At 61.6% G+C, this 24,812-nt stretch carries 27 protein-coding genes; 10 read left to right on the top strand and 17 right to left on the bottom strand.

Features of this window, described 5'->3' with window-relative positions; all coding sequences use genetic code 11:
- Nucleotides 1-65: 65 nt before the first annotated feature.
- Nucleotides 66-2,798, top strand: coding sequence for an ATP-dependent DNA helicase (locus O2N64_RS10185; protein WP_271077497.1), 2,733 nt, complete (start codon nucleotides 66-68; stop codon nucleotides 2,796-2,798).
- A complete protein-coding gene (locus tag O2N64_RS10180) occupies nucleotides 2,795-3,325 on the top strand; it encodes a SixA phosphatase family protein (RefSeq protein WP_271077496.1) in 531 nt (176 codons plus the stop codon). The genes O2N64_RS10185 and O2N64_RS10180 overlap by 4 nt, the downstream gene beginning before the upstream one ends.
- On the opposite strand, the gene O2N64_RS10175 is transcribed toward O2N64_RS10180, so the two are convergent.
- The gene (locus O2N64_RS10175; RefSeq protein WP_271077495.1) at nucleotides 3,326-3,892 is read right to left on the bottom strand and encodes a TetR/AcrR family transcriptional regulator; all 567 of its coding nucleotides are present in this window, start codon (nucleotides 3,890-3,892) and stop codon (nucleotides 3,326-3,328) included.
- A 112-nt stretch (nucleotides 3,893-4,004) separates the two neighbouring features.
- Here O2N64_RS10175 and O2N64_RS10170 point away from each other — a divergent pair, with 112 nt between their 5' ends.
- Entirely contained in the window at nucleotides 4,005-4,871 is an 867-nt protein-coding gene (locus tag O2N64_RS10170; protein ID WP_271077494.1) for an alpha/beta hydrolase, read from the top strand.
- A gap of 34 nt (nucleotides 4,872-4,905) precedes the next feature.
- On the opposite strand, the gene O2N64_RS10165 is transcribed toward O2N64_RS10170, so the two are convergent.
- From O2N64_RS10165 to rpmF, 5 genes are all read right to left on the bottom strand, one after another.
- Entirely contained in the window at nucleotides 4,906-5,340 is a 435-nt protein-coding gene (locus tag O2N64_RS10165; protein WP_271077493.1) for a MerR family transcriptional regulator, read from the bottom strand.
- Nucleotides 5,337-5,636 carry an integration host factor subunit alpha gene (locus tag O2N64_RS10160; RefSeq protein ID WP_271079642.1) on the bottom strand — a complete coding sequence of 100 codons (300 nt, stop codon included), beginning with the start codon at nucleotides 5,634-5,636 and terminating at the stop codon, nucleotides 5,337-5,339. Before O2N64_RS10160 ends, O2N64_RS10165 begins: the two co-directional genes overlap by 4 nt.
- A gap of 122 nt (nucleotides 5,637-5,758) precedes the next feature.
- Nucleotides 5,759-6,724 carry a beta-ketoacyl-ACP synthase III gene (locus O2N64_RS10155; RefSeq protein ID WP_271077492.1) on the bottom strand — a complete coding sequence of 322 codons (966 nt, stop codon included), beginning with the start codon at nucleotides 6,722-6,724 and terminating at the stop codon, nucleotides 5,759-5,761.
- Nucleotides 6,721-7,794 carry a phosphate acyltransferase PlsX gene (gene plsX, locus O2N64_RS10150; RefSeq protein ID WP_271077491.1) on the bottom strand — a complete coding sequence of 358 codons (1,074 nt, stop codon included), beginning with the start codon at nucleotides 7,792-7,794 and terminating at the stop codon, nucleotides 6,721-6,723. The genes O2N64_RS10155 and plsX overlap by 4 nt, the downstream gene beginning before the upstream one ends.
- A 30-nt stretch (nucleotides 7,795-7,824) precedes the next feature.
- Nucleotides 7,825-8,007, bottom strand: a complete 183-nt coding sequence (rpmF, locus tag O2N64_RS10145) for a 50S ribosomal protein L32 (RefSeq protein WP_197921703.1) — start codon at nucleotides 8,005-8,007, stop codon at nucleotides 7,825-7,827.
- 193 nt (nucleotides 8,008-8,200) lie between these two features.
- Here rpmF and O2N64_RS10140 point away from each other — a divergent pair, with 193 nt between their 5' ends.
- Nucleotides 8,201-8,596 (top strand): MAPEG family protein, encoded by a 396-nt coding sequence (locus O2N64_RS10140; RefSeq protein ID WP_271077490.1) that lies wholly within the window; start codon nucleotides 8,201-8,203, stop codon nucleotides 8,594-8,596.
- Here O2N64_RS10140 and O2N64_RS10135 read toward each other — a convergent pair.
- Nucleotides 8,593-9,525 carry an acyl-CoA desaturase gene (locus O2N64_RS10135; RefSeq protein WP_271077489.1) on the bottom strand — a complete coding sequence of 311 codons (933 nt, stop codon included), beginning with the start codon at nucleotides 9,523-9,525 and terminating at the stop codon, nucleotides 8,593-8,595. The genes O2N64_RS10140 and O2N64_RS10135 overlap by 4 nt on opposite strands.
- 109 nt (nucleotides 9,526-9,634) lie before the next feature.
- Nucleotides 9,635-10,300 (bottom strand): MBL fold metallo-hydrolase, encoded by a 666-nt coding sequence (locus O2N64_RS10130; RefSeq protein WP_271077488.1) that lies wholly within the window; start codon nucleotides 10,298-10,300, stop codon nucleotides 9,635-9,637.
- 52 nt (nucleotides 10,301-10,352) lie between these two features.
- Between O2N64_RS10130 and O2N64_RS10125 the strand changes: the two genes are divergently transcribed.
- Together O2N64_RS10125 and O2N64_RS10120 are read left to right on the top strand one after the other, a co-directional pair.
- Nucleotides 10,353-10,814, top strand: a complete 462-nt coding sequence (locus O2N64_RS10125) for a GNAT family N-acetyltransferase (RefSeq protein ID WP_271077487.1) — start codon at nucleotides 10,353-10,355, stop codon at nucleotides 10,812-10,814.
- A gap of 83 nt (nucleotides 10,815-10,897) precedes the next feature.
- A complete protein-coding gene (locus O2N64_RS10120) occupies nucleotides 10,898-11,311 on the top strand; it encodes a nuclear transport factor 2 family protein (RefSeq protein WP_271077486.1) in 414 nt (137 codons plus the stop codon).
- Here the strand turns inward: O2N64_RS10120 and O2N64_RS10115 are convergent.
- Entirely contained in the window at nucleotides 11,308-11,940 is a 633-nt protein-coding gene (locus tag O2N64_RS10115) for a S24 family peptidase (RefSeq protein WP_271077485.1), read from the bottom strand. The two genes, O2N64_RS10120 and O2N64_RS10115, sit on opposite strands and share 4 nt — an antisense overlap.
- Nucleotides 11,941-12,087: 147 nt before the next feature.
- On the opposite strand from O2N64_RS10115, the gene O2N64_RS10110 reads away from it, so the two are divergent.
- Nucleotides 12,088-12,276 carry a hypothetical protein gene (locus tag O2N64_RS10110; RefSeq protein WP_271077484.1) on the top strand — a complete coding sequence of 63 codons (189 nt, stop codon included), beginning with the start codon at nucleotides 12,088-12,090 and terminating at the stop codon, nucleotides 12,274-12,276.
- Nucleotides 12,266-12,616, top strand: a complete 351-nt coding sequence (locus tag O2N64_RS10105) for a hypothetical protein (RefSeq protein ID WP_271077483.1) — start codon at nucleotides 12,266-12,268, stop codon at nucleotides 12,614-12,616. The genes O2N64_RS10110 and O2N64_RS10105 overlap by 11 nt, the downstream gene beginning before the upstream one ends.
- Before the next feature lie 24 nt (nucleotides 12,617-12,640).
- On the opposite strand, the gene O2N64_RS10100 is transcribed toward O2N64_RS10105, so the two are convergent.
- The 4 genes from O2N64_RS10100 to cysS form a co-directional block, all read right to left on the bottom strand.
- Complete coding sequence (locus O2N64_RS10100; RefSeq protein WP_271077482.1) at nucleotides 12,641-14,074, bottom strand: aldehyde dehydrogenase family protein; 1,434 nt, start codon at nucleotides 14,072-14,074, stop codon at nucleotides 12,641-12,643.
- Between the two features lie 22 nt (nucleotides 14,075-14,096).
- Complete coding sequence (locus O2N64_RS10095) at nucleotides 14,097-15,752, bottom strand: acetolactate synthase large subunit (RefSeq protein ID WP_271077481.1); 1,656 nt, start codon at nucleotides 15,750-15,752, stop codon at nucleotides 14,097-14,099.
- 101 nt (nucleotides 15,753-15,853) lie between these two features.
- On the bottom strand, nucleotides 15,854-16,792 hold the full coding sequence (locus O2N64_RS10090; RefSeq protein ID WP_271079641.1) for a D-2-hydroxyacid dehydrogenase: 939 nt from the start codon (nucleotides 16,790-16,792) through the stop codon (nucleotides 15,854-15,856).
- On the bottom strand, nucleotides 16,789-18,237 hold the full coding sequence (gene cysS, locus O2N64_RS10085; RefSeq protein WP_271077480.1) for a cysteine--tRNA ligase: 1,449 nt from the start codon (nucleotides 18,235-18,237) through the stop codon (nucleotides 16,789-16,791). The genes O2N64_RS10090 and cysS overlap by 4 nt, the downstream gene beginning before the upstream one ends.
- 51 nt (nucleotides 18,238-18,288) lie before the next feature.
- Between cysS and O2N64_RS10080 the strand changes: the two genes are divergently transcribed.
- Nucleotides 18,289-18,915, top strand: coding sequence for a DUF998 domain-containing protein (locus O2N64_RS10080; RefSeq protein ID WP_271077479.1), 627 nt, complete (start codon nucleotides 18,289-18,291; stop codon nucleotides 18,913-18,915).
- Nucleotides 18,916-19,113: 198 nt separating this feature from the next.
- Here O2N64_RS10080 and O2N64_RS10075 read toward each other — a convergent pair whose 3' ends face one another.
- Genes O2N64_RS10075 through O2N64_RS10060 form a run of 4 tightly spaced genes read right to left on the bottom strand, consistent with a single transcriptional unit; the run spans nucleotide 19,114 to nucleotide 22,543 of the window.
- Nucleotides 19,114-19,632 (bottom strand): DUF2939 domain-containing protein, encoded by a 519-nt coding sequence (locus O2N64_RS10075; RefSeq protein ID WP_271077478.1) that lies wholly within the window; start codon nucleotides 19,630-19,632, stop codon nucleotides 19,114-19,116.
- Nucleotides 19,629-19,964, bottom strand: coding sequence for a hypothetical protein (locus O2N64_RS10070; protein WP_271077477.1), 336 nt, complete (start codon nucleotides 19,962-19,964; stop codon nucleotides 19,629-19,631). Before O2N64_RS10070 ends, O2N64_RS10075 begins: the two co-directional genes overlap by 4 nt.
- Nucleotides 19,961-21,787 carry a cobaltochelatase subunit CobT gene (cobT, locus tag O2N64_RS10065; RefSeq protein ID WP_271077476.1) on the bottom strand — a complete coding sequence of 609 codons (1,827 nt, stop codon included), beginning with the start codon at nucleotides 21,785-21,787 and terminating at the stop codon, nucleotides 19,961-19,963. Before cobT ends, O2N64_RS10070 begins: the two co-directional genes overlap by 4 nt.
- A 54-nt stretch (nucleotides 21,788-21,841) precedes the next feature.
- Nucleotides 21,842-22,543, bottom strand: a complete 702-nt coding sequence (locus tag O2N64_RS10060) for a DUF4197 domain-containing protein (RefSeq protein WP_271077475.1) — start codon at nucleotides 22,541-22,543, stop codon at nucleotides 21,842-21,844.
- A gap of 58 nt (nucleotides 22,544-22,601) precedes the next feature.
- Here O2N64_RS10060 and O2N64_RS10055 point away from each other — a divergent pair, with 58 nt between their 5' ends.
- On the top strand, nucleotides 22,602-24,767 hold the full coding sequence (locus O2N64_RS10055; protein WP_271079640.1) for a primosomal protein N': 2,166 nt from the start codon (nucleotides 22,602-22,604) through the stop codon (nucleotides 24,765-24,767).
- Nucleotides 24,768-24,812 lie beyond the last annotated feature (45 nt).

The following is a 24,812-nucleotide window of genomic DNA, read 5'->3' as shown; positions in this document are numbered from 1 at the left end:
TCTGTTCACCGATTGTCTGGCAGAGCAATGTTTACAATTCGTTCTCATCGCCGATAGTGGATTCGATGCCGCTACAGCCGCTTCCCCTTCCCGCTTTGCACGCCAGCCACGCCGGCAGCTGGTATCGTGCGGCCAATGGCGAAACCGAAGGCCTTTCCAAAGGCCAGGCGGTGATGGCTGCTGCCGATACCCCGCATCTGATCGTGAACGCTCCGCTAATCGCCACACGGCTTGGCTATCCGGATTTGTCCGGTCTCGATCTGCTTGAGCTCTTCGCCTTTGTACATCCGGCGAAATTCTGCGTTCCGACGCCCAAGGGCCTCGCCCATGCGCTGGATCTTGAGGAGCCGGAGGACGGTGCGCAGGTCCCCGAATTCCTGCAACTGGCCGCCACGCAATTGCTTGAGCATTGTGAAGCCGAAGACTGGGCAGAGCGCGAGGGGGCATGGAGCGTCCTGCAATCGCTCGCCAAATTGCGCTGGGCATGGGCGCCCGTGGTCGCGCCGCATATCCGCCAGCCCAAAACGGCAGAGAAATGGCTCTTTTCCAAATTGCCCGAGTGGCAGGAAGCACCCGAAAGGCCGCAGCCTGCCCAGCTGACATTAGGCGAGGATCGAATCCTCGGCCAATTGGAGGAGCTTACGGGCGCTGCTGCGGAGCGGCGCGAAGGTCAGCGCGACTACGCCAGCGCAGTCGGCACCATCTTCGCTCCGCGTGAAAAGAAGGCGCGGCCGCATGTCCTGCTGGCCGAGGCTGGTACGGGGATTGGCAAGACGCTGGGCTATCTTGCCCCCTCCTCGCTTTGGTCGCGGGAGGCGCAGGGCACAGTCTGGGTCAGCACCTACACTAAGAATTTGCAGCGCCAACTCCGCGCGGAAAGCCGCCGCGCCTGGCCGGAAGAGCGGCCCGATGGATCGCGTCCGGTCGTTGTGCGCAAGGGCCGCGAAAACTACCTCTGCCTGCTCAATCTGGAGGATGCCGTGCAAGGCGGCTTTGGTGGCCGCGCGGCGATCCTTGCGCAGCTGGTCGCAAGGTGGGCCGCCTTTACGCAGGATGGTGACATGATTGGCGGCGACCTGCCCGGATGGCTGGGCACGCTATTCCGCAACCGCGCCATCAAGAGTCTGACCGATCAGCGCGGCGAGTGCGTGTATGCGGGTTGCCCGCATTACCGCAAATGCTTTATCGAACGCGCCGCACGGGCGAGCGCGCAGGCCGATCTTGTGATCGCGAACCATGCGCTGGTGATGGTCAACGCCGCACGCGGGCGCGACCATGCGCAGCGCCCGACGCGCATTATCTTTGACGAGGGCCATCACGTTTTCGATGCCGCCGACAGCACCTTTTCTGCCGCGCTGACCGGGCAGGAAGCTATCGAGCTGCGCCGCTGGATCATCGGGCCCGAACGCGGCTCAAAAGGACGGCGGCGCGGTCTCTCCGCGCGGCTCGCCGATGTCGCAAGCTATGACGAGGCAGGCGGGGAAGCGATCGAAGCCGCGCGCGAAGCCGCCCACGCCCTCCCCTCCGACGGGTGGCTCGGTCGTATCGCTGAAAACGCGCCATCGGGAGAGATCGAAACGCTGCTCGCAGCCGTGCGCGCGATAACCTACGCCCGTGACGAGAGCGGCGCTGCGGATGCAGGATATGGAATACAGACCGAGGCCGCGGGTTTGGAAGGCAATTTCGTCGAGCTGGCACAGGCCGCCGCGCAGGCTCTCGCCGCAATCCGACAGCCGCTCATCAAGCTGGGCGTGCGGCTGGAGGCGATGCTGGAGGACGCCCCCGACTGGCTGGATGGACAAGGCCGGGCGCGGATCGAAGGTGCGCGCTTCTCTCTCAGCTGGCGCATTGACACGCTGGCTGCGTGGGAATCGCTGCTAGGACGATTGGGCGGCCCCGCCGATCCGGAATTCGTCGACTGGCTGGCAGTCGAACGCGGCGATGCTCGCGAGTTCGATATCGGCCTTTACCGGCACTTCCTCGACCCCATGAAGCCCTTCGCCAACACCGTGCTGGATGGCGCTCATGGCGTGATGCTCACCAGCGCCACCCTGACGGATCGGGTCGCCGAGGGGCGCGACTGGTCAAGCGCCATTGCCCGCTCCGGCGCGCCGCATATCGAAGTGCAGCCAAAGGTCGCACAAGCCGAAAGTCCGTTCGATTACGCCAGCAATGCTGAAGTGCTGATCGTGACCGATGTGAAGAAAGGCGATCTGGCGGGGCTTGCGGGAGCTTACGCGCGCATCGTCGAGGCGTCGGGCGGAGGCGTGCTCGGCCTGTTCACCGCCATTCGGCGACTGCGCGCGGTTCATGGACGGATTGCAGACAGGCTGGCGCGGGCAGGATTGCCGCTGTTCGCCCAGCACGTGGATCCTATCGATACCGGCACTCTGGTCGATATCTTCCGCGATGATCCGCGCGCCAGCCTGCTCGGCACCGATGCCCTGCGCGATGGTGTGGACGTGCCGGGCGAGTCGCTGCGCTGCGTTGTGATGGAGCAGGTGCCTTGGCCCAAGCCCAGTATTCTCCACCGCGCACGTCGTGCTGCCCAAGGGGGCTCTTCCTACGACGACCGGATCATTCGTGGCCGTTTGGCGCAGGCTTTCGGGCGACTGATCCGCAGCCGCGATGATCGCGGTCACTTCATCGTGCTCTCACCCGCTTTCCCGAGCCGCCTGCTCACCGCTTTTCCTACAGGTGTGACCATCACCCGGCTTTCGCTAGATGAGGCTTTACAACGCGTGGCAGCGGGTGTTTCGTGCGAGCCGGGGATCGAACGAGAGGAACGTCCAGCGTGAAACGCCTAGGCCTGCTGCGTCATGCCAAATCCGATTGGGACGATCTGTCCCTGCGCGACTTCGATCGCGGGCTGAACGATCGCGGGCGCAAGGGCGCAAAACTCATGGGTGATCACATTCGGCAACATGGCGCAAAGTGGGATCTGATCGTCGCCAGCCCGGCAGAACGGGTGAAGCGGACGCTTGAAGCTAGTGAGCTAGAGATCAGCACCGTTTTCAAGGAAAAGGCTTATCTGGGAGACGCCGCGACGCTGATGGCGCTGGTCAGCGAGAATGCTGACGATGCCGGTGCGGTCTTGGTCGCGGCGCACAATCCGGGTCTTCAGGAATTAGCGCTGACACTCGTGCCGACCGAAGGCGAGGATGAGCTATTCGAAGAAGTGATGCGGAAATATCCGACCGCTGCCTTTGCGGTGTTTGAGCTCGATATCGATGACTGGTCGGAGCTTGAAAGCGGTTGCGGAAAACTCGTGCATTTCGCTCGGCCCCGTGACCTCGATCCAGAACTGGGACCGGAAGCGGGCTGATCAGTGCCGTGTCAGCAAATCGAGCTGGCGCTCCACTCTGCGCATAATCTGGGAAGACCATTCCTCGGGCTGCATATCCGGGCCGAAATTCTGGCTGCGCAGCAAGACATGTCCGTGAACCATGGCGACAAGATCGGCGGCAATTCGCCGAGCCTCAGTGCCGACGTCTTCCAGCCGAGCGACCAAAGCGACGAAGAATTCGTAATTGGCAAGAGCGATATCCCGCGCCTCTGACGAAGGCACATATCCCGTCGTCTGCGGATTGAACATCAGGCGATAGTGCTGCGGCTGTTTGCGTGCGAGCAGCAGATATTCCTGAACCGCTGCCAGAACTGCCTTGCGCGGATCACTCCCACGCTCGCCCGCTTCCCTGGCGGCGGCACCCAACCGCTCGAAACCCTGCATGAATAGCGCGTCCAGCAAGCCAGCCTTCCCGGCGAAATTGCGATAGATTCCAATGGTCGACTGCTTGGCCCGCTTGGCGACTTCACGCACAGTCAGGCCTTCGACGGACATTTCCTCGATGGCAATCGCCGCGGCTGTGATGAGTGAATTGCGGTTTTCCATGCCCTGTCCTCGGCAGGCGGTCCGGCCACCGACCTGTGCAGTTGCTCTTGACGAATACGCTCCGTTGCGCAATGTGATAACAGCGTTATCAGAGACTGCAAGCAGACCTGCCGTGACCAACATCGCTCGCCTTTTTGAAAATCTGTCGGCCGCCAGCCCGGTGACTGCGGGCCGTGCCGCGCTGTTCCTGTTCACCCATCCGCTGCCGCCAGCCATCCACACGGAGGCAGAGAAGCGACTTGCGCGCAAAGCGCAAGCGAAGCTGGATGAGGCCGAGCGCAGCGATTTGCGCGTGAACGGCTATCGCATCGCGAGCTATCGTTTCAGAGCTGCCACATCGAATTCGCGCGGAACTGTTCTCCTGGTTCATGGCTGGACGAGCAATGCGGCCTTCATGACTGCACCGGTCGAAGAACTGCAGCAGCGCGGGTTCGATGTCGTAGCTTTCGATATGCCGGCGCACGGCAAGTCTAGCGGGCGACGCGCGGAACTGATGGACTGCGTGCTGGCAATGATCGCTGTCGCCGATCGCTACGGCCCCATCGATCAGGTCATCGCGCACAGTTTTGGCGGACCTGTCACGACCTTGGCGATAGCGAGCGGACTTTCGCGTGGCCTGACCGATGCGACTCAGCTGCTGTTTATCGCATCGCCCAACAGGCTAGCCGATGTCACGGAGCAGTTCTCGCGCTGGATTGGCATCTCTCGCCCGGCGCAGCGATGGTTTGAGGATCGCCTGGTGGAGCCGTTCGGTGTCGACCTGGAGGCGATGGACGGGAATCTACTGCTTGCCGACTGCCCCAATCGCCTTACTGTCCTCCACTCTCGCGATGACCGCGAGGTCGGCTTCGACGCGGCGGAGAAATACGCCAATCTTGGTGAGAAAGTGACGCTGCGCCCACTCGATGGCCTCGGCCATCGCCGCATTCTTCATGCACAGCCAAGCCTCGCCGCCATGTTCGACGCGGTTTCTGCCTAGATCTGAAAGTTTGGGTCGGGGTGGTACGACAGGATCAGTCGAGCGCGGCCGCCAGACGATCCCTGATCTGGCGCAATTGCTGTGTCACCTCAGCCTCTTCGCCGCCCGCTTGTCCAGCATCACTATCCGCTTCGACCTCGCGCCGCACGGGCTGCGCGTCAGTCGGCTCTGACCGCGAGGTTTTCGGGCCAGAATCTCCTGCCGCGATCGCCTTCTTCGCGCCTTTCAGCGTGTAGCCTTCTTCATTGACCAGGCGATTAATCGTTTCGACCATCGCGACATCTTCGGCGCGGTAAAGCCGCCTGCCACCGCTGCGTTTCAGCGGGTTCAGGCTTGGAAATTGCTGTTCCCAATAGCGCAAAACATGCGCCTTGATACCAAAGGCGGCCGACACTTCCCCGATGGTGCGCATCGCACCTTCGGCCTTGCCGTCTTCGAACAGTGGCCCGGAGGACGAGGGTCCGCTCATCCGGCGTTGGCGATCCGGTCTTTCAGCTTGTGGCTGGCGCGAAATGTCATCACCCGGCGCGGAGTAATCGGCACTTCAACGCCTGTTTTGGGGTTGCGGCCAATGCGCTCTTTCTTGTCGCGGAGAACAAAACTGCCGAAGCCGGAAATCTTGACGTTTTCGCCATCGGTCATGGCGTCGCACATCTTGGCGAGAATGGCTTCTACGAGATCGAGGCTTTCGGCCCGCGAAAAACCGAGCTTGTGGTTGATCGTTTCCGCCAGATCGGCGCGCGTCAAAGTACCAACGGAGCGCATGGAATCCATGACTATTCCTTCCCAACACTAGCGACCCACAGCCACTTCTATGGCCCCGTCGCAGGATGAAAGCAAGGTAAAGGCAGGAATTAAGCGGGAAAAATCCTACACTCGCAGAGATTTTACACTCTTAAGAGGCTGGCGCCCCAGGTGAAGCCGCCACCCATGGCTTCGAGCATCACCAGATCGCCCTGTTTGATGCGGCCGTCCTTGCGCGCGACATCATAGGCGAGTGGAACCGAAGCTGCGGACGTATTGGCATGCTGCCCCACCGTCACGACCAGTTTTTCCGGCGGCAGGCCGAGCTTTTTGGCAGTCGCGTCAAGAATACGCTGGTTCGCCTGATGCGGCACGACCCAGTCGATGTCGTCCGGCACATGGCCTGCATCCTCCAGCACCTCCGCCAGCACGCTGGAGAGGTTGGTCACGGCATGGCGGAAGACTTCCCGCCCCTTCATGCGAAGCTTGCCGACTTCGCCGGTGGTCGAAGGGCCGCCATCGACATAGAGCAAATCGCAATGTTCGCCCTCGGCGTGCAGGCGCGTGGCGAGCAGGCCCGGGCCATCTTCTGCCACGTCCCGCGCCTCGACAACCATCGCGCCGGCTCCATCACCGAAGAGAACGCAGGTAGTACGATCCTCCCAGTCGAGGATACGGCTGAAGGTTTCGGCGCCGATCACAATTGCCCGCTTTGCCATGCCGGCGCGCAGCATCGAATCCACCGTGCCCATCGCATAGAGAAAGCCCGAGCAAACCGCTGCAACATCGAAGGCCGCAAAGCCCTTGCCCCCCAGCGCCGCCTGCACTTGCGTAGCGGTCGCCGGGAATGTGCGATCGGGAGTTGCTGTAGCGAGAACGATCAGATCAATATCGGCAATAGCAACGCCTGCATCATCGAGCGCGGCCTGCGCAGCGGCGGTCGCCAGCGTGCCGGTCGTTTCACCCTCGCCCGCGATGTAGCGCTGGGTAATTCCCGTACGCTCGCGGATCCATTCGTCACTAGTGTCGACCTGTTCGGCAAGCTCTGCATTGCTTACGCAGCGCTTCGGCAGGGCCGAGCCGGAGCCTAGAATTACGGATCGGATCATACCTTTGGCTCTTCGCCAGCGCCGTTTCCGTTCCCGGTTTCGCGCAAGGCGTCTTCCCCCATTTCGGCGAGATCGGCGGCAATGCGGGTCGTAATGTCATCCTCCAGCAGGCGCGCGGTCACATGCACGGCATTGGCCACGCCCTTGGCATTAGCGCTGCCATGCGATTTCACAATCACACCGTTAAGGCCAAGGAACACCCCGCCATTGTGATTATTGGGATCGAGGTGGTGGCGCAGCAGCTCTGTCGCCGGGCGGCTGACGAGGAAGCCGATCTTCGAGCGCAGCGAGCTGGTGAAGGCGGTCTTGAGCAAATCGGTCACGAAACGCGCGGATCCTTCGATTGCCTTCAACGCGATATTGCCCGAAAAGCCATCGGTCACAACGACATCGACTTCGCCGCGATTGATCTTGTCCGCTTCGATAAAGCCGTCGAATTCCATCGCCAGACCGGTCGCATCCCGCAGGCGCTGGCTTGCGTCGCGCAGATTATCGGTGCCCTTGATGCTCTCGGTCCCGATGTTGAGCAGGCGCACACGTGGCTCTGCCTTGCCGGTGACGATGCGCGAATAGGCGGCGCCCATGATCGCGAACTGGATGAGGTTGCGCGCATCGCAATCGGTGTTCGCGCCCAGATCGAGCATGACCACGTCATTCTCTCCAAGGGTGGGCATAAGGCCCGCAAGCGCCGGGCGATCGATACCGGGCATGGTGCGCAAGGCAAGCTTGCTCATCGCCATCAGCGCGCCGGTGTTGCCACCGCTTACCGCAGCGCTGCACACGCCTTCCTTCACGGAATTGATGGCCAGACCCATGCTTGTAGTCTTGGCACGACGAATGGCGCGGCTGGGCTTTTCATCGCCCTCCACAACCTCATCGCAATGCAGGATTTCGCTGGCCGCAGCCATGCCGGGATGCTCGTCGAGCGCAGACTTGATCCGCGCTTCGTCACCCACCAGCAGGAATCGGAACTTGTCATGGTCACGGCGCGCCTCGGCAGCGCCATGCACCATTACGCGCACGCCTTCATCGCCGCCCATCGCATCAATCGCGATACGCGGCAGACTCATGCGCTAACGCTCCTATCCAATGCCGAAGTCTTAAAGACCTTTGGGCTCAATAACCTGGCGACCATTGTAGTGGCCACAGGCATTGCAAAGCATGTGCGGGCGCTTCAGCTCGCCACAGTTGGAGCATTCGTGGAATGCCTCAACCTTGAGCGAATCGTGAGCCCGGCGATTGCCCCGGCGATGCGGTGAAACTTTTCTCTTAGGGACAGCCATGGCGGCACCTGTTCCTGTAATTTGATAAAAACTGTTGGATGCCGCCCTAGGCGATGGCTTCCACCCGCGCAAGCGCGGCGGAGAACAATCTCGCAGGATACGGCGAAGGCGCGCGCTATACCGATTTTTCTGTGCGTTGCAAGCGCTGTGCACCCCGCTAAGGCTGCAAATGGGATCGAATCGGGAGAACGCAATGGCGGACCTTCATATCACACTGCTGAGCGCAGGGATCGCGGCGCTCATCAATCTGTGGCATTTCTGGCGCTGCGGCCGCGCGCGGCAAAAAGGCAATATCGCGCATGGCGATGGCGGCGATGTGACCTTACAGCGGGCGATGCGCGCACATAGCAATTTCACCGAATACACCCCGCTATTCCTGCTGCTGGTCTTCGTACTGGAAATCACCGACCATTCGGGCTGGCTACTGGGTGTGGCGGCAGGCCTGTTTCTGGTCGGGCGCGTCTTTCATGCGATTGGCCTGAATTCTGACAAGCCGGGCATGCTGCGGATGATTGGAATGCTGTGCACCCTCCTGCCGACCCTGGGGGTGGCGGTCGCGGCGATCCTTGCAGGCGTGAAGGTGATTTAAAGGACGGATTCGAGAGAGCGCTTACGGTCAGGCATATCTCTCGGGAGGCAAACGTCCCAGACAAGACCGCACTTCTGCAGAAGCGCGATCAAGGCATAGCCCCAATCGCTTTGACCCGGATAAACGCCGATCTTTGCTGACCCCGGATAGGCATGGTGATTGTTATGCCAGGCCTCCCCCATCGTCGGGATCGCGGCCCACGGGACATCGTGCGCCTGAACGCCAGCATCGCGGACAAGATTGCTTTGCGGCCCTCTTCGGTGAGCGAGATAGCCAACGAACCAGTGGCCGTGGACGGTCGATGCGACGCGGGCACAGATTCCCCAGACGACCCAACCCCATCCACCAAGAGCGAACAAGATGAGTGCCAGCGGTAGCTGATGGAGCATCCATGAGGCTTCAAGGAAACGCAGGAAGCGGTCTTTGCCGACTTCGCCAAGATCGAATTGCGGGGGCCGCTTCAATTGAAGGCGACAGTGTAACTGCCACCAAGCATCTTTCCAGATTGCCGAGCGATGCGAAAGGTAGGGATGGCATTTTGCCTGGCGTTGGGCCCAGTCTCGCAAATCATGGGTTTTGATGATCCAGTGCGGGCCACTCATCCCTGCCATTACTCCGCACCAGATCAGGAAATAGCGAAGCGGTCTAAGCGTCTGAAAACTCTGGTGAATCAGCAGTCTGTGAAAGCCGAGCGAGTGGCCAAGTAAGATGAACGCGCCGGAAAGCAGGACGAAAACAGCGAATGCGCCCCAGCTGAACGTCTGCGCACCGAACGCCACAGCAACGACCAGCATCCCGCCATTCCATAGGGAGTGAGCGGGATCCCAGCGCACCTTCCCCTTAACAGCATCGGCACCGCTGTCGGATGCTATCCAGTTTACTTCGCACCTGTCTCTGGTTGCTAACTGTGCTTCACGACGCATCCGCATAAACGCCCTCTCTAGTAATTTCTGTAATTTCCGAAATTACTAGAGTATAAGGTTGCGAAATGCAAATGCGTCATGATTTGGGTTGAAATCTAGCGGCCAGCTGTCCGAATTAATTATTCGCCATCGCAGCGTCGCCGACGAAGGGATTGCTCTGGCGCTCCTTGCCGAAAGTGCTGGTCGGGCCGTGGCCGGGTACGAAAGTCACACCATCTCCCAACGGCCAAAGCTTCTGCGTGATCGCATCGAGCAGGCTCTGGTGATCGCTCATCGGAAAATCAGTGCGGCCGATGCTGCCGTTGAAGATCACGTCGCCCACAAAAGCGAAATTGGTCGGGCGGTGGAAGAACACCACATGGCCGGGCGTGTGGCCGGGGCAATGGATGACTTCCAGCGTCACCTCGCCAAAACTCACCGTGTCTCCATCATCGAGCCAGCGCGTCGGCTCGAATACTTCGCATTGCATTCCGAAGCGTGGCCCATCTTCATCGAGGCGGCTGATCCAGAAGCGATCGGCTTCATGCGGCCCTTCGATAGGCAGCCCCAGTTCTTTAGCCAGCATGCCTGCCTGGCCGCAGTGATCCGCATGGCCATGGGTCAGGATAATCTTTTCCAGCGTCACACCGGCCTTCGCGACCGCCACCTTCAGCTTCTCCAGCTCTCCGCCCGGATCGACCAGAACTCCGCGCATGGTCTTGGTGCACCAGACCAGCGAGCAGTTCTGCTGAAAGGGTGTGACAGGCACGATGGCGGCATTGATGGCAGCTTGATTACTCATGCTGGTTCAAATGGCGGTGACGCGGCGCGCTTGCAAGCGTAGAAGCAACGTCATGAGTGCCCTGATCATTCGCGATGCGACGCTGGACGACCTCCAATTCATCGCCGCGCTCTGCGATGCGGACGAGGTGGCAGCGGCTCGCGATCCCCTTCGCAACGACCACGCCGAACAGATGCGCGACGGTTTTATGGCGATCACTTCCGACCCGAACCATCGCCTGTTGATTGCAGAGAGGAATGGCGGCCGTGTCGGCAGCTTCCAGCTGAGCTTCATTCCCGGCGTCTCGCGCCGCGGTGCATGGCGTGGCCAGATCGAAAGCGTCCGCGTCGCCGCCGAATCCCGCAGCCAGGGCATTGGTGAAGAGATGATGCGCTGGGCGATTGCGCAGTGCGAAGCGCGCGGCTGCTGCATTATTCAACTCACCAGCGATCGCCAACGCGAAGCCGCGCACAGGTTTTACAAGCGGCTGGGGTTCGAGGCGAGCCATTCGGGGTTTAAGCTGAAATTGGGCTAGAGCGAATTATTGGATGGACAGCGCCGCGCGGCCGGTTCACGCCATGAATGTGGTCCTGTAATGGCCACGTCTTGGGGGGAAATATGAGCATAAAGAAAACCGCACTCGCCTTTTTTGAAGCATGCGAAACATCCAAGGGCTGGAAAGTTTGCCAGCAGTGGTGCCATCCGGAAGCGACATTCTCTGCACAGTGCGATTCACTTGCAGAGATCAAAACGCTTCAGGCTTACACGGACTGGATGGGCGGCATCGGCGCCATCATGCCGGACTCTGGATATGAAATGCTAGCGTTCGGCGTGGACGAAGAACGCAATGCGGTCTCTGCGTCCGCGATCTTCACGGGTACCCATACGGAAGACGGAGGCCCGGTTCCGCCTACAGGGAAGGCCGTTGCCACCGACTTCACCTATTACATTCAGTTTGAAGGCGACAAGATCTCGCACATGTCGAAGATTTGGAACGATGATTTCGCCTATAGGCAGGCTGGCTGGGCTTAAACCCGCCCGCTTTTCCAAACCACGCGGCCGATCACCTCAAAATCTTCTGCCTTCACCTGGATTGGCGGGTAGGCGAGATTCTGGCTGAGCAAGCTGAAGCGTCCTGCCCCCTGGTTGGCGACGCGTTTGACGAGCAGGCTGTCGTCCAGCCGCACGACGTGGACGCCGTCTCGAAAGGGCTGTTTGCGGCAATCGACGAGGACTTCGTCGCCTTCGCGCAGCAGCGGTTCCATGGAATCGCCCACCACGCGGATCGCCGATAGCTGCGCGCCGTCGAGGCCCTGTTCGGCGAGCCATTTCTTCGAAAAGCGGAAGGCGTCGAAGGCATCCTCCTGCAAAGCGACCGCGCCCGGCCCCGCGGATGCATCCACCTCAAGCCGGGGAACCTCCACCCAATCCCCGCGATTCGCTGGTGTATAGGATTTATCCTTGGGAGCCCCCAGTTCGCTCTCCGCCAGCCCAAGAAATTCAGCCAGCTTGCGCCGGTCCTCTTCCTCCAGCTTCTTCGGGCTACCCTTTGAAATATATTGCTGAAGATAGGTACCATTGCGCCCGATCATGCGGGAAAGTGCGGCAAGACTGCTGCCCTTTGCCTTGGCCGCGGCGGCCAGTTTCTCGCGTGAACTCATGGCAATTTCCTATCGTGATGAACAAATTCTTCCTACACGATGTATTTTTCCTAGACAAGTAGGATTTCACGCGCTGTTTTACATCCATCGAGTCGGCGCTGAGTCGCTGGCAGAGTAGTTCAACGTCAGCTGTGAGGGGTCACACGCATGCTCATCCGCAAGATCGAAGTCTTTCTCCGCCACACCCGAATGCCGCCGACAAAGTTTGGCCGCCTCGCCGCGCGCGATCCGCGTTTCGTGCTCGATCTCCGCAACGGCCGCATTCCCCGTTCTCGCACAGAAGAACGGGTGGAACATTTCATGAACACATATCGGGAGACTACGGGTGCATACTGATCGCAAGCCACCGAAACCACCGCGCACGCGCAAGGGTCCGCGCGAGAAACTGGCCGCTGCGCTGTGCGCACTCGCCAGCGATCACGGGACGATCCTCTCTCACTCGGAAAAAAGCTGGGCCAGCATCACATTCGCCGGTGCCCGCCACCGGGTGGAAATGGAGTTCGTAGGCGAAGATGCGGTCGATGCGGGTGAGTGCTTCATCGCATTCCTGCCCGAACACGAATTCGCGATCCCCGGCCAGCTGGTTGCCGACGCGGCCATTACAGAAGTCGATCACGTGCTCGATCCGCCGCGCATGGCGGTGACGTGCGAGATATTGCTGCTGGAGGAAGGATGAGCCCGCCCCGACGGGAGAGGAGGCTCAAGTCCGCCGGATTACCAGGTTCCTGATCTCGGTCATGTCCTCCATCGCGAAGCGAATCCCTTCGCGGCCGAGGCCCGAATCTTTCACACCTCCATAGGGCATGTTGTCGACGCGGTAACTCGGCACGTCGTTGATGACGATTCCGCCGACTTCGAGCCGGTCCCACGCGTCGAACATATGAAACAGATCGCGGGTAAAGATGCCGGCCTGCAGGCCGAACTCGCTGCGGTTCACCTCTTCCAGCGCTTCGTCCATCGAGTCGAACGGCTGGAGGATGGCGAGCGGGCCGAAAGCCTCGTCATTCATGGCGCGCGCATTCTTGTCGACGCCTTCGAGCAGCGTTGCCTCGAGCATATTGCCCTCGCACCCGCCACCGCACAGCAGCGTCGCTCCGTTCGCTACAGCCTCGTCAATCCAGCCTTTGAGGCGCTGCGCCTCGCCTTCGGAGATCATCGGGCCGATAAAAGTGTCACGGTCTTTCGGGTCACCCGATTTCAGCGTCTTCGTCTTCTCGACCAGCATGTTCTTGAAGCGGTCATACACATCTTCGTGGATCAGGATGCGCTGCACCCCGATGCAGCTCTGGCCGGACTGGTAGAACGCGCCGAACACGATTCGCTCAAGCGCGTCTTCCAGATCGGCATCATGATCGACCACCACTGCAGCATTGCCGCCGAGTTCGAGCACGACTTTCTTCTTGCCGCTCTTGGCTTTCAGTTCCCAACCCACGGCGGGAGAGCCCGTGAAGCTCAGGAGGTTGAGGCGTTCGTCCTCGGTAAACAGATCTGCGCCATCGCGGCTTGCGGGCAGGATGCTGAAGGCGCCTTCGGGCAGATCAGTCTCGGCAAGCACTTCGCCAATGATGATCGCTCCCAAAGGCGTCTTGCTCGCCGGCTTCATCACGAAGGGACAGCCGACTGCGATGGCAGGGGCGACCTTGTGCGCAGCGAGGTTCAGCGGAAAGTTGAAGGGAGAGATGAAACTGCACGGTCCGACCGGATAGCGTTTCCAGATCGACTGATAACCCTTGGCCCGCTCGCTGATGTCGAGCGGCATGACTTCGCCATACATACGGGTCGATTCCTCGGCGGCGATCTGGAAGGTATCTATCAGCCTTGTAACTTCGCCTTCGCTGTCGCCAATCGGCTTGCCCGCTTCGACGCAAAGGGCATAGGCCAGCTCGTCAAACCGCTCGCGGAACCGCTTCACACAGTGATCGAGCACAGCCTTGCGCTCATAGCTTGCCATCCGCGCCATCGGCTCTGCCGCAGCAACCGCGCCGGCAATGGCCTTGTCGATGATCTCCGGATCGGCCTGCGCGACGCGGAAGGCGACTTCGCCGGTATATTTGTCGATCACCTCCAGATCGGTGTTCGGCCGCTCGGCCTTGTTGTTGAGATAGAGCGGGTAAGTGTCTTTGAGCTGGGGCATGGGATCTCCTCTCCCCTTCAAGTCACAGCTTCTTGCTGAGTTCCTTGATGTCGTGATTGAGGATCTGGTCGTTTTCCGAGTAGTCGACCGGGCAATCGATCACGTGCACGCCCGGCGTTTCGCAGCAATGGGCGAGCAGTTCAGCAAGGTGCGGCGTCGACTCCACGCGGTGGCCGATGGCGCCGTAGCTGTTGGCATAATCGACGAAATCGGGATTGCCGAAGGTGAGGCCGTAGTCGGCAAAGCCCATATTCGCCTGCTTCCAGCGGATCATGCCATATGCATCGTCGCGCAAGATCAGCACAGTCAGGTTGAGGCCGAGCCGCACTGCCGTCTCCAGCTCCTGACTATTCATCATGAAGCCACCGTCGCCGCAGATCGCCATGACCTTGCGATCGGGGTAAAGCATGGCGCTCATCATTGCCGATGGCAGCCCTGCCCCCATGGTCGCGAGTGCATTGTCGAGCAGCACGGTGTTGGGGAGATAGGCAGTGTAATTGCGCGCGAACCAGATCTTGTAGACGCCATTGTCGAGGCAGATGATTCCGTCTTCCGGCATGGCTTCGCGCACCTTGCGAACGAGATGCGGCGGGAAGATCGGGAAGCGGTCATCCTCCTTGAGCTTGTTCGCATGCTCTTCTTCCGCGCGGCGATAATGGGTCAGCGTTTCGGAGTCCCATTTGCCCTGCGGGACGATGTCTTCCTTGATCTGCCAGATAGCGTTGGCGATGTCGCCGATCACCTCGATCTGCGGGAAGTAGACGGGGTCCACTTCGGCAGTGCGATAGGAGACATGGATCACCGTCGCCCCGCCCGCTTGCATGAAGAAGGGAGGCTTTTCGATCACGTCATGGCCGATGTTGACGATGCAATCGCTCGCTTCGATCGCGCGGTGGACGAAGTCTCCCGAGGAGAGTGCGGCGCAGCCGAGGAACAGCGGATGGCGCTCGTCGATAACGCCCTTGCCCATTTGTGTGGTGACGAAGGGTATGCCGGTTTTCTCGATGAACTGGCGCAGCATCCGACTCGTCATCTTTCGATTGGCCCCTGCGCCGATGACCAGCACCGGGCGCTCGGCTTCTTCGAGAGCGTTGACCGCCTGCCGTACCGCCTTGTGTTCGGCAGAAGGGCGTCGCGCCACGGATGCGGCTATCGGGCGGGACGAGCATTGTTCTTCGGCAATGTCCTCGGGGAACTCGATATGCACGGCACCCGGCTTCTCTTCCTCGGCCAAGCGGAAGGCTTCACGCACGCGGCTGGGGATGTTCTCTCCGGCGGCAAGCTGGTGAGCGTATTTGGTGATCGGCCCCATCATTTCCACCACGTCGAGGATCTGGAAGCGGCCCTGCTTGCTCTTCTTGATCGGCTTTTGCCCGGTGATCATCAGAATCGGCATGCCGCCGAGCTGGGCATAGGCACCCGCCGTCACCAGATTGGTCGCCCCCGGCCCGAGCGTGGCGAGGCAGACGCCGGTCTTGCCCGTGTGCCGACCATAGGTCGCCGCCATGAAGCCTGCGCCCTGCTCATGTCGTGTGAGCACCAGCTTGATGCTGTCGCTCTTGGACAAGCTTTGGAGGAAGTCGAGATTCTCCTCCCCGGGCACGCCGAAGATGTACTCGACGCCTTCCTGCTCTAGGCACTCGATGAACAGGTCTGATGCTTTTGTGGTGTCGGACATTCGCTACTCCCCCTTGGCGCTTCGGCGAGCACCACCATCCGGTTTTGCGACCCGAGTTTTCTCGGCTTCGGCCGAATGCCTAACAGGTAGCGCTGGAAGAGTCAGTAGCCGTGTTCGAGGTCCATTTGCGGTGTCACCGGATCCCCTGCGCGCCAGCGGGCGAGGTTCTCGATGAAGCGGTCGGCGCTGCGCTGGAACATCTTGGTTTGCGCCCGTCCCGAAAGATGCATCGTGACCTGCGCATTCTCAAGCGACCAGAGCGGATGATCCTCGGGCAGCGGCTCGGGCTCGGTGACGTCGAGCAGTGCAGCCTCGATCGACTTGGCGTGCAGCGCTTCGACCAATGCTGCCTGATCGATCACGTCTCCACGCGCGATGTTTACAACCACCGCATCGCTTCGCATCGCATCAAGCTCCGCCGCGCCGATCATATGCCTGGTATCGGGCGTCGAAGGCACGGCGAGGATAACCCAGCCGAACTCGCCCAGCCGATCGCGCCATTCGTCGGGTCGCAAGGCACCCTCGCCACCCGAACGCCGCACCGGTACGACTTCCATGTCGAACGCTTCGAGCCGCGTCTTGACCAGCGAGCCGATCGCACCGAGGCCGAGCAGCAGCACACGCTCGCCCGCGAGTTCGCGCTTGCCGGGGCTGTCGAGCAACCACTCGTTCCTGTCTTGCGCGCGGACGACATCCCGGTAGCCCTTCGCGTGCGCGAGCATCAGCATCACGGTGTATTCGGCAATGGTCAGCGCGTTGATGCCGACGCCGTTGGTGACGACCGTGCCGCGCTCTTGCAACACATCCAGCGGCAGGAAGTCGAGCCCGGCATAGATCGAGTTGAGCCATTTCAGGTTTTCGGCAGCACGGACCGCTTCGATCATCGGCTGCTTATCGTTGAAATCGAACCAGCCGATTTCGGCGGAAGGCGCAATTTCGAGCGCCTCTTCCCTCGAGGTAAACCAATGCGGCTCGACCCAGTCGGGCAGGCGCGGTTCGACCAGCGGGCGGATCAGGGCGGATAATGCAGCTTTGGTTATAGCTTCCACTCCCAGCCCAGCGGATCGCCATCCATCACGTCGACACCCTTGGCCGCGAGCTCATCGCGCAGCGCATCGGACGTGGCGAAGTCCTTCTCCGCTCGCGCCTCCTTGCGGCGAGCGAGCTTGTCATCGATCTCGGCCTCCGTGATGCTGGCGGACTTGGGGCGGATGCGAAGGTCGGCGCGGGTGAGCGCGAAGAGGTCGAAGCCGAGCACGGCGTCCATCGCTTCCACCACAGCGCGTTTGATCCCGGTATCGACCTTCTTGACCGCCAGCGCCTCTTCCAGCGCGGTGAGCGCGATCGGCGTGTTGAGGTCATCGGCCATAGCCTCCTCGAACTTGGCGAGCATGGGCGCGAATTTGGGATGCTCGGCTTCGGGCTGCGCTTCGGCATCGGCCAGCCGCTCCACGGCCATCACAATGCGCTTCAGCCGGGTAAGTGCCGCTTCCAGCCCCTCCCAGCTGAACTCCAGCTCACTGCGGTAGTGCGCTTGCAGGCACATCATGCGGTAGGCCAGCGGGTGATAGCCCTTGTCGATGAGGAGCTGGAGGCGGAGGAACTCTCCGCTCGATTTGCTCATTTTGCCGCTGCGTTCGACGAGGAAGTTGTTGTGCATCCAGATCTTCGCGCCCGAATTGGTCGCCTCTGAAAGGCCGCCGCAGCCGCAGAAGGCCTGGTTCTGCGCGATCTCGTTCGGGTGATGGATTTCGCGGTGATCGATCCCGCCGGTGTGGATGTCGAAGGGGAAACCAAGCAGCTTCTCGCCCATGACCGAGCATTCGAGATGCCAGCCGGGCGCGCCCTTGCCCCAGGGCGAGTCCCATTCCATCTGCCGCGTTTCGCCAGCAGGCGTCTTCCGCCAGATCGCGAAGTCGGCCGCATTGCGCTTGCCTTCGACAGTCTCGATGCGGCCCTCGCCTTCCTCGGTGACAGCGCGGGCCAGCCGCCCGTAATCCTCGACAGTCGAGACATCGAAGTAGAGACCGCTTTCGAGTTCGTAGCAGTGCTTGTCCGCAATGCTCTTGGCGAACTTCAGCATTTCCTCGATGTAGTCCGTCGCGACCGACCACTTCGCAGGCTCCCGGATGTTGAGCGCCTTCACGTCCGCCCAATAGGCCTCGGTGTAATGCTTCGCGATGTCCCAGATCGACTGCGCTTTCTCCGCAGCCATCTTCTCCATCTTGTCCTCACCTGCATCCCCGTCATCGGTCAGATGGCCGACATCGGTGATGTTGATCACATGAGTGAGCTTGTAACCCTTCCAGCTCAGCGTGCGCCCCAGCACATCGGCGAAGACATAGGCGCGCATATTGCCGATATGCGGGTAGTTATAGACCGTCGGCCCGCAGGTGTAGACGCGCGCCTCACCGGGATGGACCGGGATAAAAGGCTCTATCTCGCGCGTTAGGGAGTTGAACAGGCGTAGGTCAGTGTCACTCATGCAGGCGCTCTTGCTCCATGACCGCATCCATTTCAACCGGAGACATAGCCCATGCAACAGACCGAAGCCGATAGGCGCGACGATGATCTTGCGAAGGGGCTCGGACTGATCGGCCTACTGGGCTGCATCCTCGTCATCATTGCCGATCTGTCGGGCACACTGCTGAGCGGCCATGTCGGCATGATCCGCGACACGATCAGCGATTCCGCGGCCGGCGGCGAGTATGACTGGCTGGTGGATGCAGGCCTGTATGCCTTTGCCGCATCTGCCATCCTGATCGCTGCCGGGCTGTGGCGCTGGAAAGCGGATGGATGGGACTGGCGGCTGGGCCAAATCACCCTCTTCGCTCTCGCCATCGTTATCGCTTTGGTCGCCGGTTACGAGGCGTATAACCGCCCCTTCGGTCTGCCGGACATCCACCGCTATCTGGTCTATGCCATCGGCGCGCTCTTTCCCGCGACCGTCTGGCTGACGTCCGACGGGCTTGCCGACCGGCGCGACTGGATCAAGCCCGCCATGCGCATTCTCGCCGTGGTGTGGCTGATCGCCGGACCGCTGCTGTTCGTGATCCCCACCAGCTGGGACGGCCTCTACGAGCGCGGCCTCGCCGTGCTGATGGTCGGCTGGTTCGCCGTGGTGGCGTGGCTGATTTACACCCGCCCGGGCGAGTCCAACTGAGCATTCCGAGGGCGTCAAATCGCTGCGGGGTGTGACAGGTGTGACAGTGTCCTGACGAGAATTTTCAGGGGCTGCATAATCCGCCTGTAGAGCGCGGCTTTCTGCGGGTTCGGGCGATTGGTGACGCATCCAGTGGACGGTGTCTGAAAACCGTATTTGTAGGAAAGCGATATCGTCAATCGCAGCAGCGAAGAAGAATTATGCGCGCGGCTCGTTCGGATCGTTCAGCTCGAAGCCAGTAAGCACCCATCCCAGCCCTTCGCGGCGGAAGATCAGGTCCGGCCCGGTGGATCCATCCTCGAACGTCCCTTCCGCGCGGAAGTGATCGAAGCCTTCGCGTTCCACATCCCAGCTCAATTGCTGCCCACGCAGCCGCTCCGGCAACATGCCGGCAACGAATGCGCCCGATGCGACCAGACCGCTGACCGCCCCCGGCGTTAGCGAGCGGTCAATCGCTGCATTGCCCAAACGCTCGGCAATCGCCGCGCCAAGATCGCCCAGCGCGCCATTCTGGCCGCGCTGCCGCGCAACCGCTTCATTGAGCTGTTCGCTGGCCGAGGCGCGCAGAGCGGGAAAATCCACCTGCTCCTCCAGCGCGGCGGCATCCCCCACCTGTGCCGCATCGGCGAGCGATTTCATCGCAAACCACGGCGAGGCGAGATACCAGCCGCCGAAAACGAGCGCGACGAGGAAGACGAGGGCGAGGAGTTTTTTCACGGCGGCGGTATCCTGAAGATGAAGCTGTCACCTTGGCACTCAATCAGCGATTTTGCGCCATTAAATCGAATATGAGCGAGCGCGTACTTCCGAGCAGGGTTGCCCGCATTGATTGCACGTTCGACCCATCGGCGTAGATGCTTGTTGGAAATCGCGGTTCGCTCTGCTTCGAAGATGCTGCAGTTATCGCGCATCCGCAATTCGGCGATTATCGCCAGCCAGCCCAAGTAGGGGTCGGATCGCTGACGTCGTATGCGTCTATGGGTCTCAATCGTCGATTTCGCGAATTCGGCTAGGTCGAAGCCGGGAGGAAAGTCTGGAGTTTCGATCACTCCACCTCGAACAAATCCGCCAGCTGCTCGATGATCGTGCCGCCCAGCTGTTCGGCGTCCATGATCGTCACAGCCTTCTTGTAATAGCGCGTCACATCATGACCGATGCCGATGGCGACGAGCTGGACGGGGCTTTGCCTCTCGATCCATTCGATCACCTTGCGCAGGTGCCCTTCGAGGTATCCGGCGGTGTTCACGCTGAGCGTTGAATCGTCCACCGGCGCACCGTCTGAAATGACCATCATGATGCGGCGGTCTTCGGGGCGGGCGAGCAGGCGTTCGTGGGCCCAGAGCAGCGCCTCGCCGTCGATATTCTCTTTCAGCAGGCCTTCGCGCATCATCAGGCCGAGGCTCCGGCGCGCGCGGCGCATCGGCTCGTCGGCCTTTTTGTAGATGATGTGGCGCAGATCATTGAGGCGGCCGGGATTGGGCGGGCGTCCATTGGCCAGCCATTTCTCGCGACCCTGCCCGCCCTTCCACGCGCGGGTGGTGAAGCCGAGGATTTCGACTTTCACGCCGCAGCGTTCCAGCGTGCGCGCAAGGATATCGGCGCTGATCGCCGCGATGGAAATCGGGCGGCCGCGCATACTGCCGGAATTGTCGATCAGCAGGGTGACGATCGTGTCCTTGAAATCCTGCTCCTGCTCCATCTTGTAGCTGAGCGAATGGCCGGGGCTGACGACTACGCGCGCAAGGCGAGCAGCGTCCAGCAGCCCCTCTTCCTGATCGAAATCCCAGCTGCGGTTCTGCTGCGCCATCAGGCGGCGCTGGAGGCGGTTGGCAAGCCGGGTCACCACGGACTGCAGCCCGGCGAGCTGGCTGTCGAGATAGGCGCGCAACCGCGTCAGTTCTTCGACATCGCACAGGTCTTCGGCTTCAACCACTTCGTCAAATTCGGTTGTGAAAGCCTTGTATTCAAAGGTTTCGGGCAGATCCTGCCACGGCGCGTTGCGGCGCTGGGGGAGCATGAACTCCTCGCCATCATCGCCCGGCTCACCTTCGGCCATGTTCTCATCGCCGGTGGCCTCGTCCTGCTCCTCGCCGTCGCCTTCTTCGCCATCGGCGCCTTCGGCGCGGGTTTCGGGCTGGTCGGAAGCGTCGTTGTCGCCGTCCTGGTCTTCGGGCGTTTCGTCTTCGTCGGCGCCTTCGCTTTCGTCGCCCTCGTCATCGTCGAAACCGTCTTCGGGATCGGCTTCCTGCGGCACCATGTCGAGATGGCGGAGCATATCGAGGCCGAGCTTCTGGAAAGCGGTCTGATCGTCGAGCAGTTCGGAAAGGCGTTCAAAGTCGTCGCCGGTGCGGCTTTCAATATGTTCGCGCACCAGATCTACGCCGGCCTGCGCCGCTTCGGGCACCGGCTGGCCGGTCAGCTGTTCGCGCAGCATCAGGCCTAGCGCGGTATGCATCGGCACGTCTTCGAAACTTTGCGCGCGGGAAATCTCGCTGGCGGCAACACGGCGATCCTGCATGGCGGCGAGGTTGCCGCGCATCCCGGCGAAGTCCCGCTCTCCGATGGCTTCGAAGCGGGCGCGTTCGATCGCGTCGTAGCATGCGCGCGCATCGGGCTCTGCAGGGCGGGATCGCATGTGCAGCGCGGCGTTGTGATGGCGCAGGCGCAGCGCGAAACTGTCGGCATAGCCACGCGCCAGTTCGGCATCGGCGGGAGGCACATTGCGCCCCGGCATGGGAACGCGCGCGCTCTTGCCCTGCTCGCTCGCGGCATCGGCGGTGAAGCCCACCTCAACCTCCGCATCGCGCGCAAGAGCACGCGCCGCGCCGGTCAGGGCGAGCTTGAAATCGTCGAGTGGTGAATCATCGGCCATGTGCAGGGGCTAGCTAAAGCACGCAGCGCGCGGCGCAAGGGGGTAGAAAGCCTGTTACAGCAGGCTCCCCCCGCCCAGCACGCCGATCAGCAGCGGATCATTGGTCGCGCGCGGATTGGCGCGAATGGCAGCTTCTTCGAAACCGATCTCGTTCCAGATCGCATTATCGATGCGGTTGGAGACATTCTGCGCCACGCCGCGAACGTCGACGCCGGTGATGCCGGCGAGCAATTCGCCCACCAGCGGCTCCTGCGTGATGCGCATGGCCTGGCCAAGTTCGGGGATCATGGCATCGATCAGCGTCACACCCATTTCATCGCGCAGGAAGCCGGTTGCTGCGCGCGGGCCGCCATTGATCAGCGCCACGGCGTTCTGAATGCCGATCACCCGCACCGCATCGGTAACGATGGGCGCAGCGCGCTCCGCCCCTTCGATGGCGATATCTGCAAAGGCATCTTCCAGCCGGTCCTTGAACAGGGTGGAGGTCAGGATATTGGCGACCACGCCGCCACGTGATCCGATCAGATTTTCAAGGCCGATCGTCGCGACCTGCTCGTCCCAGAAACCGCCCGGTTGCAGCATGCGGGCAAAGGCACGCTCGCTGGAGAGGTAGAGCAGGCGGCGCACCGCATCGACGAGGCTGAAACCGCCAAAGCCCTGGCATGCCGGCAGCGCCAGCAGCAGGCCACTCGCGCCCGCACCTGCCATGAACCGGCGGCGGCTGGTTTTCGCATTGTCGATGTCGAATTCGGTCATAATCCCATTCCTCTTCTTGCCGCCACGTGGGGGCGTTGCCCATATAACGCCAATGTCCATAAACCGTGCCCGACTACTGGTGATGAACGCCGCGCTTGGTCCGCTCGATTATCGCATGCCGGATGGAATGTCGGTCGAATATGGCAGCGTGGTCGTTGCGCCACTGGGGCCGCGGCAGATCATGGGCATCGTGTGGGAAGAGGCGAAACTTCCGGCGAACTCGGTGCCCGATGCGAAGCTGCGCCCGCTGTTGGGACTGGTCGACGTGCCGCCGATCCGCGCGGAACTGCGACGGCTGATCGAATGGACCGCAGACTATTACATCGCCCCGATGGCAGCGGTTGCGCGGATGGTGATCTCCAGCGGCGGCGCGCTGCGTGGTCCGGCCACGATGACCGAGTATCGCCTTTCCGGCGGCATGCCAGAGCGGATGACGCCGCAACGCGAAGCGGCTCTGGAAGCACTCGAAGGCGAGCAGGCGACTATCCGGGAGCTTGCAGGAATTGCAGGTGTATCGGAGGGCGTACTGCGCGGCCTCGTCAACCAGGGCGTGCTGGAGCCGGTCGAAGTCGATGTCGACCGCCCCTACCCCCGCGCCGCGCCGGGCCATGCGGTAGTCGACCTCAGCGAAGACCAGCAAAGCGTCGCGGCGCGGCTGGTGGAGGCGGTGCAGGCCGAGGAATTCGCGCCTTTCCTGCTCGACGGGGTCACCGGATCGGGCAAGACCGAAACCTATTTCGAAGCTGTGGCGCAGGCGCTGAGGCAGGACCGGCAAGTACTCGTCCTGCTTCCCGAAATCGCGCTGACCGAAGCTTTCCTCAGCCGGTTCGAGGACCGTTTCGGCACCGCGCCCATCGTCTGGCACTCCAGCCTCAAATCGACCGAGCGCCGCCGTGCATGGCGCGCGATTGCGAGCGGCGAGGCGCAGGTGGTGGTCGGCGCGCGGTCGGCGCTGTTCCTGCCTTATGCCAATCTCGGCCTCATCGTGGTCGATGAAGCGCATGAAATCAGTTTCAAGCAGGAAGACGGCGTGCGCTACAACGCACGCGATGTCGCGGTGATGCGCAGCCATTTCGAGCGGATCCCTGTCGTGCTCGCCAGCGCCACCCCCGCGCTCGAAAGCCTGCATATGGCGGATAGCGGAACCTACGAAAAACTCGTGCTCCCCAGCCGCTATGGCGGCGCAACTCTGCCGACGATCAAGCTGGTCAACCTTACGGAAGAACAGCCCGGCCGAGGCGCATGGATCGCGGCACCTTTGCGCGCGGCACTGGAAGACCGGCTGGAGAAAGGCGAGCAATCGCTGCTTTTCCTCAACCGTCGCGGCTATGCGCCGCTGACGTTGTGCCGGAACTGCGGGTTCCGCTTCCAGTGCCCCAATTGCAGCGCGTGGCTGGTCGAGCATCGGCTCAGCCGACGCCTCTCGTGCCACCATTGCGGGCATGAGACCAAACCGCCTGAAAAATGCCCCGAATGCGGCGAAGAGGATTGCCTCGTCGCCTGCGGTCCGGGTGTTGAACGCATTGCCGATGAAGTCGCCGACATTCTCCCCGATGCACGGGTCGCACTCGTCACGTCGGACACGATCAATTCACCCGAGAAGGCGGCAGAATTCGTCGCGCAGGCCGAGGCAAAGGCCATCGATGTCATCGTCGGGACGCAGCTGGTCACCAAGGGATTTCACTTTCCCGAATTGACGCTGGTGGGGGTGATCGACGCAGACCTCGGCCTCGAAGGCGGAGATCTGCGCGCGGCGGAGCGGACTTACCAACAGGTGGCGCAGGTCGCCGGGCGCGCGGGGCGAGGCTCAAAACCCGGAGAGGTCCTGATCCAGACGCGCCATCCCGATGCGCCGGTTATCGCCGCTCTCGAAGCCGGGGATCGCGATGCCTTTTACGAGGCCGAGACGGAATCCCGCCGCCACGCAGGCGCGCCGCCATTCGGGCGCTGGGCCGCCATCATCGTCTCAAGCGAGGACGATGCGGAGGCACGCGAAGCCGCAAACCGCATCGGCACGACGCGGCCCTTCCTGGATGATGTGATGATCCTTGGCCCGGCACCGGCGCCGCTCGCGCTGTTGCGCAATCGCTACCGCTACCGGCTATTGCTCAATGCGCGGCGCACGGCGAATTTGCAGGCGGTAATCCGCGATTGGCTGCGGCAGGTGGATCATCCGCCGGGAGTGCGCGTGGGGGTCGATATCGACCCTTACAGCTTTGTCTAATTTAGTCTAAAGACTATGCTTCGTTTTTAGGGCTGTTCCATTTAT

The sequence above is a fragment of the Aurantiacibacter sp. MUD61 genome, from assembly GCF_027912455.1.
Classification (GTDB): Bacteria; Pseudomonadota; Alphaproteobacteria; order Sphingomonadales; family Sphingomonadaceae; genus Alteraurantiacibacter.
This window is presented reverse-complemented; position numbering and strand designations above follow the sequence as displayed.

Bases quoted from the DNA above. Each gene is read 5' to 3' on its own strand.
- O2N64_RS10175 (WP_271077495.1), bottom strand. From the start codon at position 3,892: ATGGAAAACCGCAATTCACTCATCACAGCCGCGGCGATTGCCATCGAG.
- rpmF (WP_197921703.1), bottom strand. From the start codon at position 8,007: ATGGCTGTCCCTAAGAGAAAAGTTTCACCGCATCGCCGGGGCAATCGC.
- O2N64_RS10125 (WP_271077487.1), top strand. From the start codon at position 10,353: ATGAGTGCCCTGATCATTCGCGATGCGACGCTGGACGACCTCCAATTC.
- O2N64_RS10135 (WP_271077489.1), bottom strand. From the start codon at position 9,525: ATGCGGATGCGTCGTGAAGCACAGTTAGCAACCAGAGACAGGTGCGAA.
- cobT (WP_271077476.1), bottom strand. From the start codon at position 21,787: ATGGCCGATGATTCACCACTCGACGATTTCAAGCTCGCCCTGACCGGC.
- O2N64_RS10080 (WP_271077479.1), top strand. From the start codon at position 18,289: ATGCAACAGACCGAAGCCGATAGGCGCGACGATGATCTTGCGAAGGGG.
- O2N64_RS10100 (WP_271077482.1), bottom strand. From the start codon at position 14,074: ATGCCCCAGCTCAAAGACACTTACCCGCTCTATCTCAACAACAAGGCC.
- O2N64_RS10115 (WP_271077485.1), bottom strand. From the start codon at position 11,940: ATGAGTTCACGCGAGAAACTGGCCGCCGCGGCCAAGGCAAAGGGCAGC.
- O2N64_RS10120 (WP_271077486.1), top strand. From the start codon at position 10,898: ATGAGCATAAAGAAAACCGCACTCGCCTTTTTTGAAGCATGCGAAACA.
- O2N64_RS10140 (WP_271077490.1), top strand. From the start codon at position 8,201: ATGGCGGACCTTCATATCACACTGCTGAGCGCAGGGATCGCGGCGCTC.
- cysS (WP_271077480.1), bottom strand. From the start codon at position 18,237: ATGAGTGACACTGACCTACGCCTGTTCAACTCCCTAACGCGCGAGATA.
- O2N64_RS10185 (WP_271077497.1), top strand. From the start codon at position 66: ATGCCGCTACAGCCGCTTCCCCTTCCCGCTTTGCACGCCAGCCACGCC.
- plsX (WP_271077491.1), bottom strand. From the start codon at position 7,794: ATGAGTCTGCCGCGTATCGCGATTGATGCGATGGGCGGCGATGAAGGC.
- O2N64_RS10110 (WP_271077484.1), top strand. From the start codon at position 12,088: ATGCTCATCCGCAAGATCGAAGTCTTTCTCCGCCACACCCGAATGCCG.
- O2N64_RS10165 (WP_271077493.1), bottom strand. From the start codon at position 5,340: ATGAGCGGACCCTCGTCCTCCGGGCCACTGTTCGAAGACGGCAAGGCC.
- O2N64_RS10060 (WP_271077475.1), bottom strand. From the start codon at position 22,543: ATGACCGAATTCGACATCGACAATGCGAAAACCAGCCGCCGCCGGTTC.
- O2N64_RS10095 (WP_271077481.1), bottom strand. From the start codon at position 15,752: ATGTCCGACACCACAAAAGCATCAGACCTGTTCATCGAGTGCCTAGAG.
- O2N64_RS10130 (WP_271077488.1), bottom strand. From the start codon at position 10,300: ATGAGTAATCAAGCTGCCATCAATGCCGCCATCGTGCCTGTCACACCC.
- O2N64_RS10155 (WP_271077492.1), bottom strand. From the start codon at position 6,724: ATGATCCGATCCGTAATTCTAGGCTCCGGCTCGGCCCTGCCGAAGCGC.
- O2N64_RS10160 (WP_271079642.1), bottom strand. From the start codon at position 5,636: ATGCGCTCCGTTGGTACTTTGACGCGCGCCGATCTGGCGGAAACGATC.